This is a genomic window from Microbacterium sp. PRF11 (genome assembly GCF_031844085.1).
Classification (GTDB): Bacteria; Actinomycetota; Actinomycetes; order Actinomycetales; family Microbacteriaceae; genus Microbacterium.
The window spans coordinates 21626-37306 of the sequence record NZ_JAUZUP010000002.1 but is presented as its reverse complement, the minus strand read 5'-3'; the positions used below and the strand labels follow the sequence as shown (position 1 = coordinate 37306).

The window sequence follows — 15681 nt, the reverse complement described above, 5'->3', positions numbered from 1 at the left end:
GCATGACCCAGCCTCTCCGCTACGCCATCAACGTCACCCTCGACGGCTGCTGCTCACACGAGACCGGACTGCCGCCCGACGCGGAGTCGATGGCGTTCTGGACCGACGAACTGCGCCGCTCCGACACCCTCCTGTATGGCCGCGTCACCTACGAGCTGATGGAGGGCGCGTGGCGCCGACCCGCGTCGAGGGAGTGGCCCGACTGGATGGATGCCGATGAGGTGGCCTTCGCGGAGGTGATGGATCCGATGCGGAAGGTGGTGGCATCCACGTCTCTCGACGCGGTGGACTGGAACGCCGAACGGATCGAGGGGGACGTCGTCGAGGCGGTCGAACGGCTCAAGAAGGAGCCCGGGCGAGGAATTTCGCTCGGCGGGGTGACGCTCCCTGCAGCGCTCGCGGCGGAGGGGCTCATCGACGAATACACCTTCGTCGTGCATCCGGTGATTACGGGGCGAGGTCCGCGGTTGCTCGAGGGCGTGCGGGATCAGATGAAGCTCGAGCTCGTGGAACGGTGGCAGTTCCGGTCGGGCGCCAGTGTGCAGCGCTACCGGTCGGCGTGATGCAGAAGGGCCCCGCGCGAACGAGTCGCGCGGGGCCCCGAGAGCGGGTCGGATTAGCCCTGCAGGAACGGGTAATCCGTGTAGCCGCCCTCGCCGCCGCCGTACACCGTGGCCTGGTCGACCTCGTTCTCGTCGGCGCCCTTCTCCCAGCGGGTGACGAGGTCGGGGTTGGCGATCGCGGGGCGACCCACGGCGACGAGGTCGGCGATGCCGTCGTCGACGGCCGAGATGGCCTCGTCGCGGGTGGTGACCGCCGAGAAACCCGAGTTCACGATGAAGGTGCCGCCGAAGGCGCGGCGCAGATCCTGGATCAGCTCGCCCGCGGGGTCGGCGTGCAGCACGCTCAGGTACGCCAGCCCCAGGGGCGCGAGGCCGGCGACGAGGGCCTCGTAGGTGGCGCGGGTCTCGGCGTCGTCCTTCTCCCACACGTCCTGGATGTTGTGGGCGGGCGAGATCCGGATGCCGACTCGACCGGCGCCCACCTCGGCGACGACGGCCTGCGCGACCTCGATGACGAAGCGCGCACGGGCCTCCGGCGATCCGCCGTAGCCGTCGGTGCGCTGGTTCGACGCGGGCGAGAGGAACTCGTGCAGCAGGTAGCCGTTGGCCGAGTGCAGCTCGACGCCGTCGATGCCGGCATCCACGGCGCGACGGGCGGCGGCGACGAACTCGTCGCGCACGGTGGCGAGCTCGGCGGTCTCGAGCGCGTGCGGCACGGCGTAGGCGACCTTCGAGCCGTCGGCGAGACGGGTCTCGCCGTCGATCGCGATCGCCGAGGGGGCGACGATGCGGTCGGTGCCGGTGATGTCGGGGTGGGTGACGCGTCCGCCGTTCATGAGCTGCATGAACACCACGCCGCCCTCGGCGTGCACGGCATCCGCGACCTTCGCCCACCCGGCGGCCTGCGCGTCGGTCACGATGCCCGGCTGGCCCGGGTACGCCTTCGACTCGTCGCTCGGGTACACACCCTCGGTGACGAGCAGGCCGATGCCCGCGCGCTGCGCGTAGTACTTCGCCACGATGGGGCCGGGAACGCCGTCGGCGCCGGAGCGCAGACGCGTCATCGGAGCGAGCGAGACGCGGTTGCGCACGCCGAGGTCGCCGACGGTGGTGGGGGAGAAGAGGCTCACGGGTGTCCTTTCGTGGGGGAACAGGGCCACGCCTCCCCAACGGGAGGAGGCGACGACCTATTCCACAGGGCGCGCAAGTCGGGAAAGGACCGCTTGACCCGCGCATACGATGGTGCCTCCCGCGACGCTTCGAAAGGACCGGCGATGACCGAGAACCCCCTCGCCCACCGCCTCGACTACCGGCTCGACGAGCTCGGCGACGACGCTCTGTCCGCCTCGCCGATCGCCCTTGTCCGGCGGTGGCTCGACGACGCGGCAGAGCTTCCCGAACCCAACGCGATGGTGGTCTCGACAGTGGATGCCGCCGGCTCGCCGACCGCACGCACCGTGCTGCTGCGCGGGATCGACGACGACGGCGCCCTCTGGTTCTTCACCAACCGCGAGTCGCGGAAGGGTCGGGCGCTCGCCGAGAACCCGTCGGTGTCGGTGCTGTTCCCCTGGTACGCGCTGCAGCGGCAGGTCATCGTGCTGGGCACGGCCACCCCGCTCCCCGCCGAGCGTGACGACGCCTACTTCGCCTCGCGTCCGCGCGGTTCGCAGCTGTCGGCCTGGGCGAGCCATCAGTCGGAGCCCGTGGCATCCCGAACCGCCCTCGAGGAGCAGATGACTGAGGTGAGCGCCCGCTTCGCCGGCGACGAACCCGTCCCGCGGCCGCCGCACTGGGGCGGATACCGCATCGAGCCACGCGAGATCGAGTTCTGGCAGGGGCGTCCGTCGCGGTTGCACGACCGGATCGTGTTCACGCGCGAGGGTGACGAGTGGGCGGGGATGCGGCGACAGCCGTGACGGGTCGGCGTCGCGGCGGGCCGTGACCCGTCGGCGTCGGAGCGGAGGGGAATCCGGGAGCGGAGGACCGATGCCGCGGGGGAAGTCCTCCCCTCGCCGAATCTCCTCCCCCCACAGCCCCGCGCAAGGCACGGCAGGAACGCCGGTGCGGGGGAAGCCCTCCCCTCGCCGAATCTCCTTCCACCGCAACCGCGCACGCGCAAGCGGCACCGCCGAAACGTCGGTGTGGGACTCCGGGCCGTAGATTCGTGGCATCCGCATCCGCGGCGCGACACCGTTCCCCTGTGAGGCGACACCATGGCCAAGAAGAACGCCGACAGACCCGACCTCGACCAGAGGGCGTTCGTCGACGCGACGTCGGAGGCGAAATCGCGGTACGGCCGCTTCAACCTCGCGATCGTCGGCGCATCGGGCGTGGGCAAGTCGTCGCTCGTGAACGCGGTGTTCGGGCGGGACTGGGCGAAGGTCGGGCGCGGGCTGCCGGTGACCCGCGGGGTGCACTTCTACAGCGACGACTCGCTCGGCATCTGGGACGTCGAAGGGTTCGAGATCGGCTCGCCGGTGCCGCCCGACCAGCAGCTGCGCCACCATCTCGACGCGATCGCCGCCCACCCGGGCGACCACCAGATCTCGGTCGTCTGGTACTGCGTCCGGGCGGCCGACGACCGGCTGACCCCGGCCGACATCGCGATGATCCGCGAGCTCGACGCGCGGGGGCTGCCCGTGATCCTCGTGCTGACGAAGGTCGACTGGATCAAGAACCCGATCACCGGGCACCAGGGCGTCGCGAAAGACCTGCAGGCGTTCGTCGACTGGCTGAACGACCCGATCGATCCGTCGACCGGCGAGCGGCTGCGTATCCCCTACCGGCAGGTCATCCTCACCTCCACCCGCGACAAGCACGGGAAGGGGAAGGGGCACGGCCTCGGTGACCTTGTCACGGAGACCCTCGACCTCGCCCCCGAGCGCGACAAGGATGCCTTTCGCATCGCACAGCGCCTCAACCTCCCGTGGAAGCGCGAGATGGCTCGGCCGATCATCGCGGCGGCGGCCACGGCGGCCGCGGGAGCGGCGACCGTTCCGCTTCCTGTCTCGGATGCTCTCACTCTTGCGCCGATCCAACTCACGATGATGGGGCGCATCGCCGCGATCTACGACCTCGAGGTCAAGACGATGCTCTCGGCCGGAGCCCTCGCCCAGTTCGGCGTGCAGGTCGCGGGGCGAGCCCTGGCGACCAGCTTCCTCAAACTCATTCCAGGTGCCGGGATCGTGGTCAACGCCGCGGTCGCGGGTGCGCTGACCGCCGCGACCGGGGAGAGCTGGATGAAGATCTGCGAACTCCTGCACACGGGCAAGATCGACGTGCGCAAGCTCGACCAGGAGTGGGCCAAGTACGCGCCGAGCTTCATGGACGTCGCGCGGAAGCTGGTGGAGCGGCGGGTCACGAAGCGCTGAGCCACACCCGCTGCACACGCCAGTCGGCGTCCCACGCGACCAGGTCGGCGCGCCTCCCGGGCTCGAGCCGCCCGCGGGAGGAGTCGCCCAACGCCGCAGCGGGCACCGCGGTCGCCGCCCCAACGGCATCCGAGGCGCTCAGGCCGAGGTCGACGACAGCCGTGCGCACGGCGCGATCGAGCGTCAGCGTGGACCCCGCGATCGTGACGCCGTCGTCGAGCAGCGCGCGGCCGTCCGTGACCTGCACATCGAGCTCACCCAGTCGGTACCTGCCATCGGTGTGGGCGGCGGCGGCCATGGCATCCGTGATCAACGCCACCCGCTGCGGCGCTGCGGTCAGCAGCAGGCGCGCGACCGACGGATGCACGTGCACGCCGTCGAGGATCAGCTCGAGGGTGACGCGGTCGTCCTCGAGGGCGGCGGGCACGGGTCCGGGCAGGCGGTGCCCGATCGCCGGCATCGCGTTGAGGGCGTGCGTGAGCAGGGTCGCTCCCCGGTCGATCGCCTCGCGCGTGAGGGCGTAGTCGGCCTCGGTGTGGCCGATCGCGACGCGGATGCCGCGGGCGACGAGCTCCGCGATCGCGTCGAGCGCCCCAGGCAGTTCGGGCGCGAGGGTGACCTGACGAATGAGGCTTGGCTCGGCATCCCGCACCAGCTCGAGGAACCGCGCATCGGGCGCAGCGAGCGCGCCGGGATCGTGCGCCCCGCGCCGGGCGGGCGACAGGCAGGGGCCCTCGAGGTGGACGCCCAGAATCCCGGGGTCGGACCGGCGTGCGACCTCGACGGAGGAGAGCTGCCGACGCAGAACGTCGAGCGGAGACGAGACCAGGCTCACCAGGGTCGCCGTCGTGCCGTGGCGGCGGTGCGCGGCGACGCCGGCGGTGATGGCATCCGCTCCGTCGTCGAAGGCGTACCCGCCGCCCCCGTGCACGTGCAGGTCGATAAGTCCGGGGGTGAGGATCGCCCCGTCCAGGTCGAGCCGATCGGTCGCGTACGGAGCAGGCCCCGTGCCCACCTCGGCGATCAGGCCACCGCTCACCCGCACCCAGGCGTCGGGCAGGTCGCGCCGGGCGTCGACCACCCGGGCGCCGGTGAGCAGCAGGTCGTCGGTCATGCCGAGGCGATCTCGCGGTGATCCCAGGCGAAGCGGTAATAGTCGCGGTGCTCGAGCTGCGAGGCGGCGGCCTCGTCGATAATGACCACGGCCCGTCGGTGCAGCTGGATCGCGGATGCCGGACACGACGAGGTCAGCGGACCCTCGACGGCCGCGGCGACCGCGGGGGCCTTCGACTCGCCGAACGCGAGCAGCACGAGCACTCCCGCGTCGAGGATCGTGCCGATGCCCTGGGTGAGGCAGTGCGTGGGCACGTCGTCGATGCTGTCGAAGAACCGCGCGTTGTCGGCGCGGGTCGCGGGGGTCAGGGCCTTGAGACGCGTGCGCGACGCGAGCGAGGACCCCGGCTCGTTGAACCCGATGTGCCCGGTACGGCCGATGCCGAGGATCTGCAGGTCGATCCCGCCCGCCGCGGCGATCGCGGCCTCGTAGCGCTCGCCGGCCTCGGCCAGCGGACCGTCGTCATCGCCCGGGACCCGCACGAGCGCAGGGTCGAGTCCGAGGGGCGCGACGATGTCGCGATCGACCACGGCGCGGTAGCTCTCGGGGTGCGCGGCGGGCAGACCCACGTACTCGTCGAGAGCGAAACCCCGCACGGTGGAGAGGTCGAGAGAGCGCTCCGCGAGGGCCGCCCACACCGGCAGGGGCGTCGATCCGGTCGCCAGCCCCAGCGTCGGATCGCTGCGGCGACCGAGCGCGGCGACGATGAGGTCGGCGGCGATGCGGCCGGCATCCGCCTGGTCGTGCACGATCGCGATCTCGGTCACGCGCGGGCCTCCGTTCGGGGGGTGGTCGGCTCAGCCAGGATGCCAGGCGCGGCCCACGTACGGATCACCTCGGGTCGCTGCGCCGCCTCGAAGGCCAGCATCGCGGCCCCGATGCGACCGGCGTGCGTGCCGAGGGCGGCCGTCGTGAGGCGGGGGGCTTCGCGCCACGCGAGAGCGGCCGACAGGCGCTCGCGCAGAGGCTGGAGGAACACGTCACCGGCCTGCGCGACGCCACCGCCGAGCACGATCACCTCGGGGTCGACGAGGAGCGTGAGGGTCGCGAGCCCCGTGGCCAGGGCGTCGAGCCCCTCCGACCAGACGCGGGCGGCGACGGGGTCGGTGTCGATGCGGGCGACGATGGCAGCGGCATCCGGAGTCTCCACGAGCAGGTCGTCAGCCGTGGACGCGCTCGCCGCGTACCGCCGGGCCAGCCCCGCGCCCGAGAAGTACACCTCGAGGCAGCCGCGCTGCCCGCACGCGCACAGCTCTCCGCCGGGTACCACCGGGATGTGGCCGAGCTCGCCGGCGCCCGAGATGGCTCCCGCGACCGCGCGGCCGTCGGAGGTGAGGGATGCCGCGACCCCGGTGCCGATCGCGGCGAAGACGACGTTGCGCGACCCGGCGGCGGCACCGTAGGCCAGTTCGGCCGCACCGGCGGCGCGCACGTCGTGGTCGACCGCGACGGGAAGGCCGGTGGCATCCGACAGGAGCCGGGCGAGGGGGACGTCGGTCCACCCGAGCGTCGAGGCGTAGCGGACGGTGCCGGTGGCGCTGTCGATCAGGCCGGGGCTCACGACGCCCGCACCCACGACCGAGCGGCCCAGCGTCTCGGCTCCCGCGATGAGGTCGGCGAGGAGCTCGGCGATGCGCGTGACCGTCTCGGCTCCCGACCCGCCGGTCGCGACGCGCGAGCTCTGCAGGACGTGCCCGTCGCTGTCGACGAGCGCGCCCTTGGCCGAGGTGCCGCCGATGTCGACGGCGATCACCGCGGGGTGCGATGCGCGGTCGCTCTCGGCCGCGGCGAGGATCGTGTCGCGGATGACGGACTCGTCGGTGACGAGGTGGCCCCGGCCTGAGGCGACCTGCGCGCGCAGGTGCACCTCGTGGGCGCCCGTGCTGTCCAGGAGCGCCGCCACGTTGTGGGCCCGCACCGAACCGCCGACGAGGATCGTCGGCATCCCCCTCCCCTCCGAACGTGCGCGCAGCGCCGCGAGCACCTCGACTCCCTCGCGGGCCGTGGCTCGGCCGCCCGAGGTGAGCACGCGAGCGACGCCGTGGTCGGCGAGGGTCTCGTACGCCTCGAAGAGGTCGGCGGTGTCGTCGAAGGCCTTGTGGAAGGTGATCGGCACGTCGCCCGCCGCCGCGCGGATCGCGTCGAGGGCCCGTTCGTCGACGTGTCCGTCGACGGTGAGCGCGCCGAAGACGATACCGACCGGCACGCGGCTGGTGCGCGCCAGGGCGGCGATCGCGCGGACGTCGGCCTGCATCACGCGCAACTCGTCGTCGGAGTACACGAAGTCACCGCCGCGCGAGCGGACGATGACCTGCACACCCACGCGCTGGGCCGCTTGCAGGACCGACTCGATCATCCCGAGGCTGGGTGTGATGCCGCCCTCGAGGAGGTCGGCGCACAGCTCGACGCGGTCGGCGCCCGCGCGCTCGGCGGCGAGCACCCCCGCGAGGTCGTCGACGCAGATCTCCACGAGCGCACGGGCGCCCGAGGAGGACTTCTCGGCGAGGGATGCCGGGCCGGCAGCGCTCGTCACGGTGCGGCGTCCGCAGCGGGCGTGGCGCCGAGCCAGGCGCGGACGTCTCCGCCGACCTGGATCGAACCGACCGGGACGCCGCCGCCGAGAATCGGCAGGTCGACGAGGTCGCCCGCGGTCGAGATGTCGGCGCCGAGCGCCTCGAGGACGGTGAGAGCGACGAGCGTCGTCGCGCGCGGATTCCCGTCCAGGATCTTCATCGACACCGCGGCGCCGTCGGCCGTGGCCATGCCGATCACGCCCTCCGCGCCGCCCTTGGACAGCAGCCCCGGCACGCGCAGCATGGCGTCGGTGTTGGCGTGGTGGTCACCGCCCACGAAACGGGGGTACGACCGCATGGCATCCGCCACCTTCCGCTCCGGCGTCCCGGGCGCGGCCGTCACGAGGGCGCGGAAGATGCGGGCGATGCCGAGGGGAGAGACACTGAAGAGGGGAGCCCCGCAGCCGTCGACCGCCTCGTACGCGACCGTCTCGCCCGAGAGGCGCTCGAGCGTCGACCGCACGAGTTGCTGCAGGGGGTGTGCCGGGTCGAGGTAGGTCGCGGTGTCCCACCCGTTGACTGCGCACGCGAGCAGCATCGCGGCGTGCTTGCCCGAGCAATTCATCCGCACGCGGGAGCGACGCTCGCCGTCGCGGATGAGGCGTTCGCGCGTGGGTTCGTCTTCGGGCCAGTCGACCGGGCAGGCGAGGGCGTCCTCGTCGAGGCCGGCACGGGTCAGCAGGTCGCGGACCACGTCGACGTGCACGTCTTCGCCGGTGTGGCTGCCGGCGGCGATGGCGAGATCGGCACCGTCGATGTCGACGCCGGCGAGCAGGCAGGCGAGCGCCTGCACGGGCTTGACCGTGGAGCGGGGCAGGATCTGCTCGCCGCTGCCGGTCTGCCAGGCCACCGACCCGTCGGCGGCCAGGGCGGCGATCGAACCGAGGTGACGGCTCTCGACGACACCCGAGCGGATGACGACGGCGAGGTCGGCCAGCGGGGAGGGGACGGGGGGAAGGGACGTCATGGGTGGTTCTTTCGAGGCCGGGGCGGAGAGGCGGGTCAGCGGTCGACGGGGGCGTTCGCAGTGGTGAGGCCGGCGGGGGCGACTTCGGCGGGGGTCGCGAGACTGCGCCGGCCCGGGCGCTTCTGCAGGCGGGCGGCGAGACCCGAGAGGCCGCCGTTGAGCGCGAGGAAGATGACGGTCACGACGACGAAGGTCTGGATGAGCAGGCCGTTGAAGCTCGACAGCACCTGTCCGCGGTACAGCAGCTCGGTGAACGCCACGATGTAGCCGAGCGATGTGTCCTTGAGCAGGCTCACCAGCTGCACGACGAGCGAGGGCGCGACGAAGCGCAGGGCCTGCGGCAGCACCACCTTGCGGTCGACCTGCCAGCGCGTCATACCGAGGCTGAGGCCCGCCTCGGTCTGCCCTCGGGGAAGGGCGAGGACGCCCGCGCGGATGATCTCGGCGAAGGCCGCGGCGTTGGCGATCGTCAGCGGAATGACGAGTTTCCACAGCACCGGGAAGTTCAGCCCGAGCTGGGGGAGACCGAACAGCATGAGATAGATCAGCAGCAGGACGGGGACCGTGCGAGCGATCTCGATGTAGGCGGTGCAGATCCAGCTGACCCAGCGGACCCGGCTGAGGCGGCCGAGCGCGAGCAGAAGGCCGAGCACGAACCCGAAGACGGCGGTCAGGGCGGCGGCCTGCAGCGTCCCGAGCAGGCCGACGCCGAGGTACTCCCAGATCGCGATGTCGAGGAACGGCAGCCAGCGGTCGCTGTCGAGCTGGCCTTTCGACGCGAACTGCGCGAGCGCGAGCGCGATCAGGCCGAGGATGACGACGGCGCTGACGATCGACCAGATGAGGATGCGGCGACGGGTGCGGGGACCGGGCTCGTCGTAGAGCGAAAGGGGGGAGGTCATCGGCGGATCCTCAACTTCTTCTCGAGGCGGCCGGCGGTGAGGCCGATCGCCAGCGCGAGCACCATGTAGACGAGCCCCGCCGCGGTGAAGATCAGGATGGGCTGAGCCTCGACGAGGTTGAGCTTGTTGGCCGCGCTGGTCAGCTCGACGACGCCCACCGCGGCGGCCAGGGCGGTGTTCATGGTGAGGGCGATCATGACGTTGCCGATGGGCTGGATCGCCGCCCGCAGAGACTGGGGGATGACCAGCACGCGCAGCGTCTGCCCGAGCGAGAAGCCCAGCGCACGGCTGGCCTCGATCTCGCCCCGGCTCACGGTGTTCACGCCGCTGCGCACGGCCTCGGCGACGTACGCGGCTTCGTAGAGCGTGAGCACGATGATCGCCGTCGGAGTCAGGGGCAGCAGGAATCCGGCGTCCGGTAAGGCGAACACCGCCAGCACGAGGAGCACCAGGAGGGGCACGTTGACAAAGAACTGCACGTAGGCGAACGCGGCCCAGCGCAGCACCGGCACGGGGCTGATGCGCGCGGCGGTGACGAGCGTGCCCAGCACGATCGACCCGATGCCGGCCGACACGGCGAGCAGGATCGTCGTTCCGAGCGCTTGCGCGATCGGCCCGGCGCTCGAGGCGAAGAAGTCCATGGGGTCCTCAGGAGAGCGGGAGGGGAAGAGGGAGACCGGCGCCCGTCATGTGCGGAACGGGCGCCGGTCGGTCGGGGGGATCAGGAGCCGGGGACGCTGCCGATCGCGGGGGGAGTCGGAGCGCTCGACTCGACCGCCGAGCCCAGGGTGGCGTCCCAGATCTTGGCCCACGAGCCGTCGTCCTGGATCTGCTTCAGCCAGTCGTTGATGAACGACTTGAACTGCGAGTCGTCCTTCTTCAGACCGATGCCGTAGGCCTCGCTGGTGAAGGGCTGCCCGACGACCTTGATGCTCTTGTCATCGATGGCGTGGCTCGCGAGCAGGGTGAAGTCCTGCACGTACGCGTCGCCGCGACCCTGCTGCAGCGCCTGGAGGGCCTGCGGGTCGGTCGCGAAGCTCACGATCTCCGCGGTGGGCTGCTCCTCGGGCACGGCGGTGACGGCGGGGGTGTTGGCGCCGACGATGACAGTCTTGCCGCCGAGGTCGTCGATGCCGTTGATGTCGGTGTTGTCACTGCGAACGGCGACGGCCAGACCCGACTCGAGGTACGGACCGGCGAAGTCGACCTGCTCGGCGCGCTTCTCGGTGATCGTGTACGTGTTGAAGACGACGTCGACGGTGCCGTTGGCGAGGAGGGCCTCACGGGTCTCGGATGCCGGCGGGACGATCTCGACGTTGGGCTCGCCCAGGATGTAGATGGCCAGCATCTTGGCGAGGTCTGCGTCGAAGCCCTGGACGTCCTCGGGGTTGGTCGGGTCCTGCTGCGACAGCAGCGGGGCGTCGAGGGCCTCGGCGACGATCAGCTTGCCGCGCTCCTTGATCCTGGCCATCGTCGAGTCGGGGATGAGGGCTGCGGCGTCGGCGACGGGCGCGTTCGCGTAGACCTCTTCGAGGCTGCCGGTTTGGGCCGCGGCGCTGGGGTCGGACCCGGGGACGGCCGCGGTGCCGGACGAGCACGCGGCGAGAGACGCGACCGTGGCCGCGGACGCCAAGAGGACGAGGCCTCGGCGAAGGATCGAGCGAGAGGAGATCACGGGTACTGCCTTTCGTTTGCTGGTGCGTGCGGAACGAGCCGCGTCGGGGGCGGGGAGGATGTCAGTGGGCGAGGATCTTCGACAGGAACGCCCGCGCGCGGTCGCTCTCGGCGTGGGTGAAGAAGCGCTCGGGGGTGGTGTCTTCGACGATGCGGCCGTCGTCCATGAAGATCACGCGGTCGGCGGCGCGACGGGCGAAGCCCATCTCGTGCGTGACGACGACCATGGTCATGCCCTCCTCGGCGAGCGAGGTGATCACATCGAGCACCTCGCTGACCATCTCGGGATCGAGTGCCGAGGTCGGCTCGTCGAAGAGCATCAGCTTCGGCTTCATCGCGAGGGCGCGGGCGATCGCCGCACGCTGCTGCTGACCGCCGCTGAGCTCGCCGGGGAAACGATCGGCCTTGTCGGCGATGCCCACGCGGTCGAGCAGGGCGAGACCTTCTTCGCGCGCCTTCTTCAGCGGCGCCTTCGACACGATGCGGGGGGCGAGAGCGACGTTGTCGAGCACCGTGCGGTGCGCGAAGAGGTTGAATGACTGAAAGACCATGCCCACCTCGGCGCGCAGGTCGGCGAGACCGCGGCCCTCGCTGGGGAGCGGGACACCGTCGATCGTGATGGTGCCCGAGGTGATGGTCTCGAGGCGGTTCAGGCAACGGCACAGCGTCGACTTGCCCGACCCCGAGGGGCCGACGATCACCACCACTTCGCCGCGGGCGACGTCGAGGTCGATGTCCTTGAGCACGTGATGGTCGCCGAAGTGCTTCTGCACCCCGCGGACCGCGACGAGGGGCGCGGAGATCGGGGCGGAGGGGGAGGCGGGCGTCGACACGGGTGTGGATCCTTCCCGCGGACTCGCCGCGATATCGATACAGCCGACGCGGAGGTGATTTCCGCGTCCTTGGTGAAATCAAACTAACGAGGCCATGTTACAGAGATAATTCGAGTCAGATACTCCAACTTTGGAGTAAGATGGAACCGTGCAGACCCCTCCCGTCGCCCTGCCGTCCTTCAGCCCGCAGACTCTTGCGGTGCTGACGCCGTTGCGCACGGGCGCCGCGCGATCGCGCGCCGAACTCGCCGCGCATACGGGCCTGTCACCCTCGACCGTGACCGCCCGCGTCGACCCGCTGATCGCGGCGGGGGTCATCGTCGAAGACGGAACCGACGACTCTCGAGGGGGCCGGAGGCCCCGGCGTCTCGCCATCCGCGGCGATCTCGGGACGGTGGCCGGCATCGACCTCGGCGTCGAGCGCAGCACGATCGGTCTGGTCGACTACGCCGGCACCTCCCTCGCCCACCAGCACCTCGTGCTGGATCTGGCGGAGGGCCCGGATGCCGTGCTCCGCCGCGTCGCGAGAGAACTCGACGCGCTGGCCGAGGCGAATGGCGCCCCCACGGTGACGGGTGCAGCGATCGCGCTGCCGGGGCCGGTGTCGGCGGAGACCGGCCGTCTCGTCGCGCCTTCGCGCATGCCCGGGTGGCACGACGTCGACGTCGCCCTTGTTCTCTCCGACATCCTCGGAGTGCCGGCCCTCGCGAGCAACGACGCCAACTGCATGGCCGTCGGCGAACTCGTCGGGGGCGACCCTGACGCCCGCAATCAGGTGTTCATCAAGGCCGGGGCGGGCATCGGGTCGGGCGTCGTCGCCGGGGGGCAGCTCTATACGGGTCGGAGCGGTGCCGCCGGTGACATCAGCCACGTCACCGTGCCCGGAGCGAGCCCCGTACCCTGCTCGTGCGGGCGCGTCGGCTGCCTCGACGCGGTGGCGAGCGGGTCGGCTCTCACCCGTGCGGCCCAGGAGGCCGGACGTGATGTCTCCGACGTCGAGACGGTGATCGATCTGGCCCGCAACGGAGACGCCCTCGCCACAGGTCTTCTCCGCGAGGCGGGCAGCATGACCGGCGGCGTCCTCGCCACGATCGTGAACTTCTTCACCCCCGACCGGCTCGTCGTCGGCGGCTCGCTGAGCGCCTCCGACGTCTTCATCGCCGCGATCAAGTCGAAGCTGTGGGCCGACTGCCTCCCCATGGCGACCGAGAACCTCGAGGTCGCCGTGCCGCGCCACCCCCGCACGGGCGGCATCCTGGGTGCGGCGCGCCTGTTCCTCGATGCGGTTTTCGGGACCGAGGCGGCCCGCTCGCCGCTGCGGGTGCCGGCCCGCCCGTAGCCCGGGGGATACGAGGGACGGCCCGGCGCACGGCCCACCCCGCGCCGCGCCGTGGAACGCTGGAAGCACCATGACCGACACCACGCCCGCCGAGCGGCTCCGCAGTGCGCTCGAGCACTCCGACGCCTCGGCACGCCTGCAGGCCGCGCTCGCCGCGGGAACCCGTCCCGACGACAGCTACATCGACGAGCTCGTCGCACGATGCGCCGTCGAGTCCGACTTCTTCGTGCGCGACATGCTCACCTGGGCCCTTACCCGCCACGACCCCGCGCGCGTGGTGCCGCGGCTGCTGCCCGAGGTGACGTCCGACATCCCGCAGGCGCGCAGCCAGTCGCTCCATACGCTGTCGAAGATCGGCGACCCCGCCGCATATGGGGCCATCACCCGGGCGGTGCTGCGCGACCGACACCCCGAGGTGGCTCGCGCGGCCTGGCGGACGGCATCCGGTCTCGTTCCCGACGACGCCCACGAGAGCCTCGCCGAGGAGCTCGCCACCCAGTTCGGCCGCGGCGACCACGACACCCAACGCAGCCTCAGTCGGGCGTTCGCGGCGATCGGATTCCGGGCCGAGCCGACCGTTCAGCGCGCCGCCGAGTCCTCGTACGACGTGGTCAGCGCGCACGCGCGCGCGACGCTGATCGTGATGGACGACCCCGACGTCGAGTTCGCCGAGGCCGCGGTCGAAGCCCGCCGGGTGGTGGCGCAGCGCGCGCTGCCGGACGCGGGGGAGTAGCGCCGTGGCCCGCGCGGAGGGGATTCGGCCGGGGGAGGAATCTTCGGCTGGGTTTTGTCCTCCGCCCGCACTTTCTCCTCCCTCACGCGGCCCCACAGCCAGCGCTCCGCGACGACGTGCCCCGCAGCCCGCGCCCGCGTCACCCCCGCCGGCGCGCCCGCGAGACCGCGATCACCACGAACGTGGCGAGGCCGATGATGGGCAGGATGCCGAGCAGGTAGGTCACGGCCAGTCCGAGGTCGGAGCCGAAACCCGTGAATGCGAGCGTCGAGGCCGTCGCCCCGCCCAGGACGCCGACCGCCGCGGCGATCCACCGCAGCGCCGGAGCCGGGGTCAGGCCGGCGATGACGAGGAGGATCGTGAGCACGATCAGGGTGAGTCCGCCGACGAGGATCGGCCAGAAACCGAGCCCGAGGATCACGAAACCGAGTCCCATCAGGGCATAGACGGGCGCCATCACGAAGCCGACGATGCGCGCTCTGCGATCGAGCTTCTCGGGTGACAAGGGTGTGGGCATGAGCTCTCCCCGGGGTCGTGAAACCGTCACGATACGCACCCGTTCAGACGATCGATACGCACGGGAGCGATCTCACGGACATCGCGGGAAATGATTGCGTTTTCTGGGTGCTTTCATATGGAACAATGCAGTAGCTCACTCCGTCGCTTTCTCGCCAGCGTCATTTCCTGGGTGCGCCCTGCCCATCGGCAACCGCCCACGAGAAACGCAATGGGCGGTGCCTTGTTTCCCTGAAAGGGACACCGCATGTCGACCGAATCCCCGCGCCGCGCTTCGGCGCTGAAGCGCACCACGGCCCTCGTCTCCACCGGTCTGCTGGCCGCCGCGATGCTCTTCGGCGGGACCACCGCCGCCCAGGCCATCGCCGACCCCTCGCTTGAGTCGAGCTCTTCGACCGCCACCGCGGGCGGCACCGTCGTGCTGACCGCGTCGGGCTTCGAGCCGGGCACCGAACTTGCGTTCGTCATCGACCTGCAGGAGGAACTGGTCACCTACCCGGTCGACGGTGGCCCGGTCGCGGCCGGCCAGGACGGCACCTACAAGGGGTCCGCGGTGCTCCCGGAATCGCTTGAGCCGGGCGCCCACGAGGTCGCCGTCGTCAACCGCGACGCTCTCGCTCCCGACGCGCGCGAGCGCGAGCTGCTCCCCCGCTTCGCGTCGATCGAGATCACCATCGTCGCGCAGCCGACCTCCTCGGTCACCCCCGGGTCGCAGTCGCTCTCCTCGTACCTGAAGAACGGCGTCACCGCCACCTTCACCGGTTTCGAGCCCGGCGCCACCGTCTCGTTCGGCATCGGCAACGAGGGCTCGGGCGACCAGGCCGGTCCCGACCAGGTCGCCGACGCTAACGGCACGGTCGTCCTCCGCTTCGTGCCCGAGGTCGGCACCAACTACGCCAACGAGGGCACCTACTTCCTCAGCGCGTTCTCGAACGGCTTCGCCGTCAGCGCCGCTCCGGTGAGCTTCGTCGTCACCGCAGACGCCGCGGCGACCCCGTCGGCTCCGGTCGCCGCTCCCGCCAAGCCGGTCAAGCGCGCCGCCACCTTCACGGGCTGACCTTCACGGCATCCCGTACGCCGGGCCGGAACTCTCGTT

Annotated in this window: 16 protein-coding genes; 6 read left to right on the top strand and 10 right to left on the bottom strand. The window is 71.3% G+C overall.

Going from position 1 to position 15681, the window contains the following annotated elements; genetic code table 11:
- Positions 1 to 2: 2 nt before the first annotated feature.
- Complete coding sequence (locus Q9R20_RS05785; RefSeq protein ID WP_311248445.1) at positions 3 to 563, top strand: dihydrofolate reductase family protein; 561 nt, start codon at positions 3 to 5, stop codon at positions 561 to 563.
- Between the two features lie 53 nt (positions 564 to 616).
- Here Q9R20_RS05785 and Q9R20_RS05780 read toward each other — a convergent pair whose 3' ends face one another.
- A complete protein-coding gene (locus Q9R20_RS05780; RefSeq protein WP_311248444.1) occupies positions 617 to 1693 on the bottom strand; it encodes an alkene reductase in 1077 nt (358 codons plus the stop codon).
- A 144-nt stretch (positions 1694 to 1837) separates the two neighbouring features.
- On the opposite strand from Q9R20_RS05780, the gene pdxH reads away from it, so the two are divergent.
- Entirely contained in the window at positions 1838 to 2479 is a 642-nt protein-coding gene (pdxH, locus tag Q9R20_RS05775; RefSeq protein ID WP_311248443.1) for a pyridoxamine 5'-phosphate oxidase, read from the top strand.
- 297 nt (positions 2480 to 2776) lie between these two features.
- The gene (locus tag Q9R20_RS05770) at positions 2777 to 3934 is read left to right on the top strand and encodes a DUF697 domain-containing protein (RefSeq protein ID WP_311248442.1); all 1158 of its coding nucleotides are present in this window, start codon (positions 2777 to 2779) and stop codon (positions 3932 to 3934) included.
- Here the strand turns inward: Q9R20_RS05770 and nagA are convergent.
- The 8 genes from nagA to Q9R20_RS05730 all read right to left on the bottom strand — a co-directional run bounded on the left by nagA (position 3921) and on the right by Q9R20_RS05730 (position 11997).
- Positions 3921 to 5048 (bottom strand): N-acetylglucosamine-6-phosphate deacetylase, encoded by a 1128-nt coding sequence (gene nagA / locus Q9R20_RS05765; RefSeq protein WP_311248441.1) that lies wholly within the window; start codon positions 5046 to 5048, stop codon positions 3921 to 3923. The two genes, Q9R20_RS05770 and nagA, sit on opposite strands and share 14 nt — an antisense overlap.
- Positions 5045 to 5815, bottom strand: coding sequence for a glucosamine-6-phosphate deaminase (locus tag Q9R20_RS05760; RefSeq protein WP_311248440.1), 771 nt, complete (start codon positions 5813 to 5815; stop codon positions 5045 to 5047). Before Q9R20_RS05760 ends, nagA begins: the two co-directional genes overlap by 4 nt.
- Positions 5812 to 7581 carry a copper homeostasis protein CutC gene (locus tag Q9R20_RS05755; RefSeq protein WP_311248439.1) on the bottom strand — a complete coding sequence of 590 codons (1770 nt, stop codon included), beginning with the start codon at positions 7579 to 7581 and terminating at the stop codon, positions 5812 to 5814. Before Q9R20_RS05755 ends, Q9R20_RS05760 begins: the two co-directional genes overlap by 4 nt.
- Positions 7578 to 8588: an asparaginase gene (locus tag Q9R20_RS05750; RefSeq protein ID WP_311248438.1), complete on the bottom strand. Its 1011-nt coding sequence runs from the start codon at positions 8586 to 8588 to the stop codon at positions 7578 to 7580. The genes Q9R20_RS05755 and Q9R20_RS05750 overlap by 4 nt, the downstream gene beginning before the upstream one ends.
- A 35-nt stretch (positions 8589 to 8623) precedes the next feature.
- Complete coding sequence (locus Q9R20_RS05745) at positions 8624 to 9490, bottom strand: amino acid ABC transporter permease (protein ID WP_311248437.1); 867 nt, start codon at positions 9488 to 9490, stop codon at positions 8624 to 8626.
- Positions 9487 to 10131 carry an amino acid ABC transporter permease gene (locus tag Q9R20_RS05740; protein WP_115916550.1) on the bottom strand — a complete coding sequence of 215 codons (645 nt, stop codon included), beginning with the start codon at positions 10129 to 10131 and terminating at the stop codon, positions 9487 to 9489. The genes Q9R20_RS05745 and Q9R20_RS05740 overlap by 4 nt, the downstream gene beginning before the upstream one ends.
- Positions 10132 to 10211: 80 nt before the next feature.
- Positions 10212 to 11165, bottom strand: coding sequence for a glutamate ABC transporter substrate-binding protein (locus Q9R20_RS05735; protein ID WP_295836196.1), 954 nt, complete (start codon positions 11163 to 11165; stop codon positions 10212 to 10214).
- Between the two features lie 61 nt (positions 11166 to 11226).
- Positions 11227 to 11997, bottom strand: a complete 771-nt coding sequence (locus tag Q9R20_RS05730; protein WP_311248436.1) for an amino acid ABC transporter ATP-binding protein — start codon at positions 11995 to 11997, stop codon at positions 11227 to 11229.
- A 148-nt stretch (positions 11998 to 12145) separates the two neighbouring features.
- Here Q9R20_RS05730 and Q9R20_RS05725 point away from each other — a divergent pair, with 148 nt between their 5' ends.
- Both Q9R20_RS05725 and Q9R20_RS05720 read left to right on the top strand, forming a co-directional pair.
- Positions 12146 to 13336, top strand: coding sequence for an ROK family transcriptional regulator (locus Q9R20_RS05725; protein WP_311248435.1), 1191 nt, complete (start codon positions 12146 to 12148; stop codon positions 13334 to 13336).
- A gap of 70 nt (positions 13337 to 13406) precedes the next feature.
- On the top strand, positions 13407 to 14069 hold the full coding sequence (locus tag Q9R20_RS05720; RefSeq protein ID WP_311248434.1) for a HEAT repeat domain-containing protein: 663 nt from the start codon (positions 13407 to 13409) through the stop codon (positions 14067 to 14069).
- Positions 14070 to 14208: 139 nt separating this feature from the next.
- Here Q9R20_RS05720 and Q9R20_RS05715 read toward each other — a convergent pair whose 3' ends face one another.
- Entirely contained in the window at positions 14209 to 14586 is a 378-nt protein-coding gene (locus Q9R20_RS05715; RefSeq protein ID WP_311248433.1) for a hypothetical protein, read from the bottom strand.
- Between the two features lie 246 nt (positions 14587 to 14832).
- On the opposite strand from Q9R20_RS05715, the gene Q9R20_RS05710 reads away from it, so the two are divergent.
- The gene (locus Q9R20_RS05710; protein WP_311248432.1) at positions 14833 to 15642 is read left to right on the top strand and encodes a hypothetical protein; all 810 of its coding nucleotides are present in this window, start codon (positions 14833 to 14835) and stop codon (positions 15640 to 15642) included.
- The last annotated feature ends 39 nt before the right edge of the window (positions 15643 to 15681 follow it).

What these genes read in the sequence shown, in the direction of transcription:
- Q9R20_RS05720 (WP_311248434.1), top strand. Translation starts at nt 13,407, where the DNA reads ATGACCGACACCACGCCCGCCGAGCGGCTCCGCAGTGCGCTCGAGCAC.
- nagA (WP_311248441.1), bottom strand. Translation starts at nt 5,048, where the DNA reads ATGACCGACGACCTGCTGCTCACCGGCGCCCGGGTGGTCGACGCCCGG.
- Q9R20_RS05715 (WP_311248433.1), bottom strand. Translation starts at nt 14,586, where the DNA reads ATGCCCACACCCTTGTCACCCGAGAAGCTCGATCGCAGAGCGCGCATC.
- Q9R20_RS05770 (WP_311248442.1), top strand. Translation starts at nt 2,777, where the DNA reads ATGGCCAAGAAGAACGCCGACAGACCCGACCTCGACCAGAGGGCGTTC.
- Q9R20_RS05750 (WP_311248438.1), bottom strand. Translation starts at nt 8,588, where the DNA reads ATGACGTCCCTTCCCCCCGTCCCCTCCCCGCTGGCCGACCTCGCCGTC.
- Q9R20_RS05740 (WP_115916550.1), bottom strand. Translation starts at nt 10,131, where the DNA reads ATGGACTTCTTCGCCTCGAGCGCCGGGCCGATCGCGCAAGCGCTCGGA.
- Q9R20_RS05710 (WP_311248432.1), top strand. Translation starts at nt 14,833, where the DNA reads ATGTCGACCGAATCCCCGCGCCGCGCTTCGGCGCTGAAGCGCACCACG.
- pdxH (WP_311248443.1), top strand. Translation starts at nt 1,838, where the DNA reads ATGACCGAGAACCCCCTCGCCCACCGCCTCGACTACCGGCTCGACGAG.
- Q9R20_RS05745 (WP_311248437.1), bottom strand. Translation starts at nt 9,490, where the DNA reads ATGACCTCCCCCCTTTCGCTCTACGACGAGCCCGGTCCCCGCACCCGT.
- Q9R20_RS05785 (WP_311248445.1), top strand. Translation starts at nt 3, where the DNA reads ATGACCCAGCCTCTCCGCTACGCCATCAACGTCACCCTCGACGGCTGC.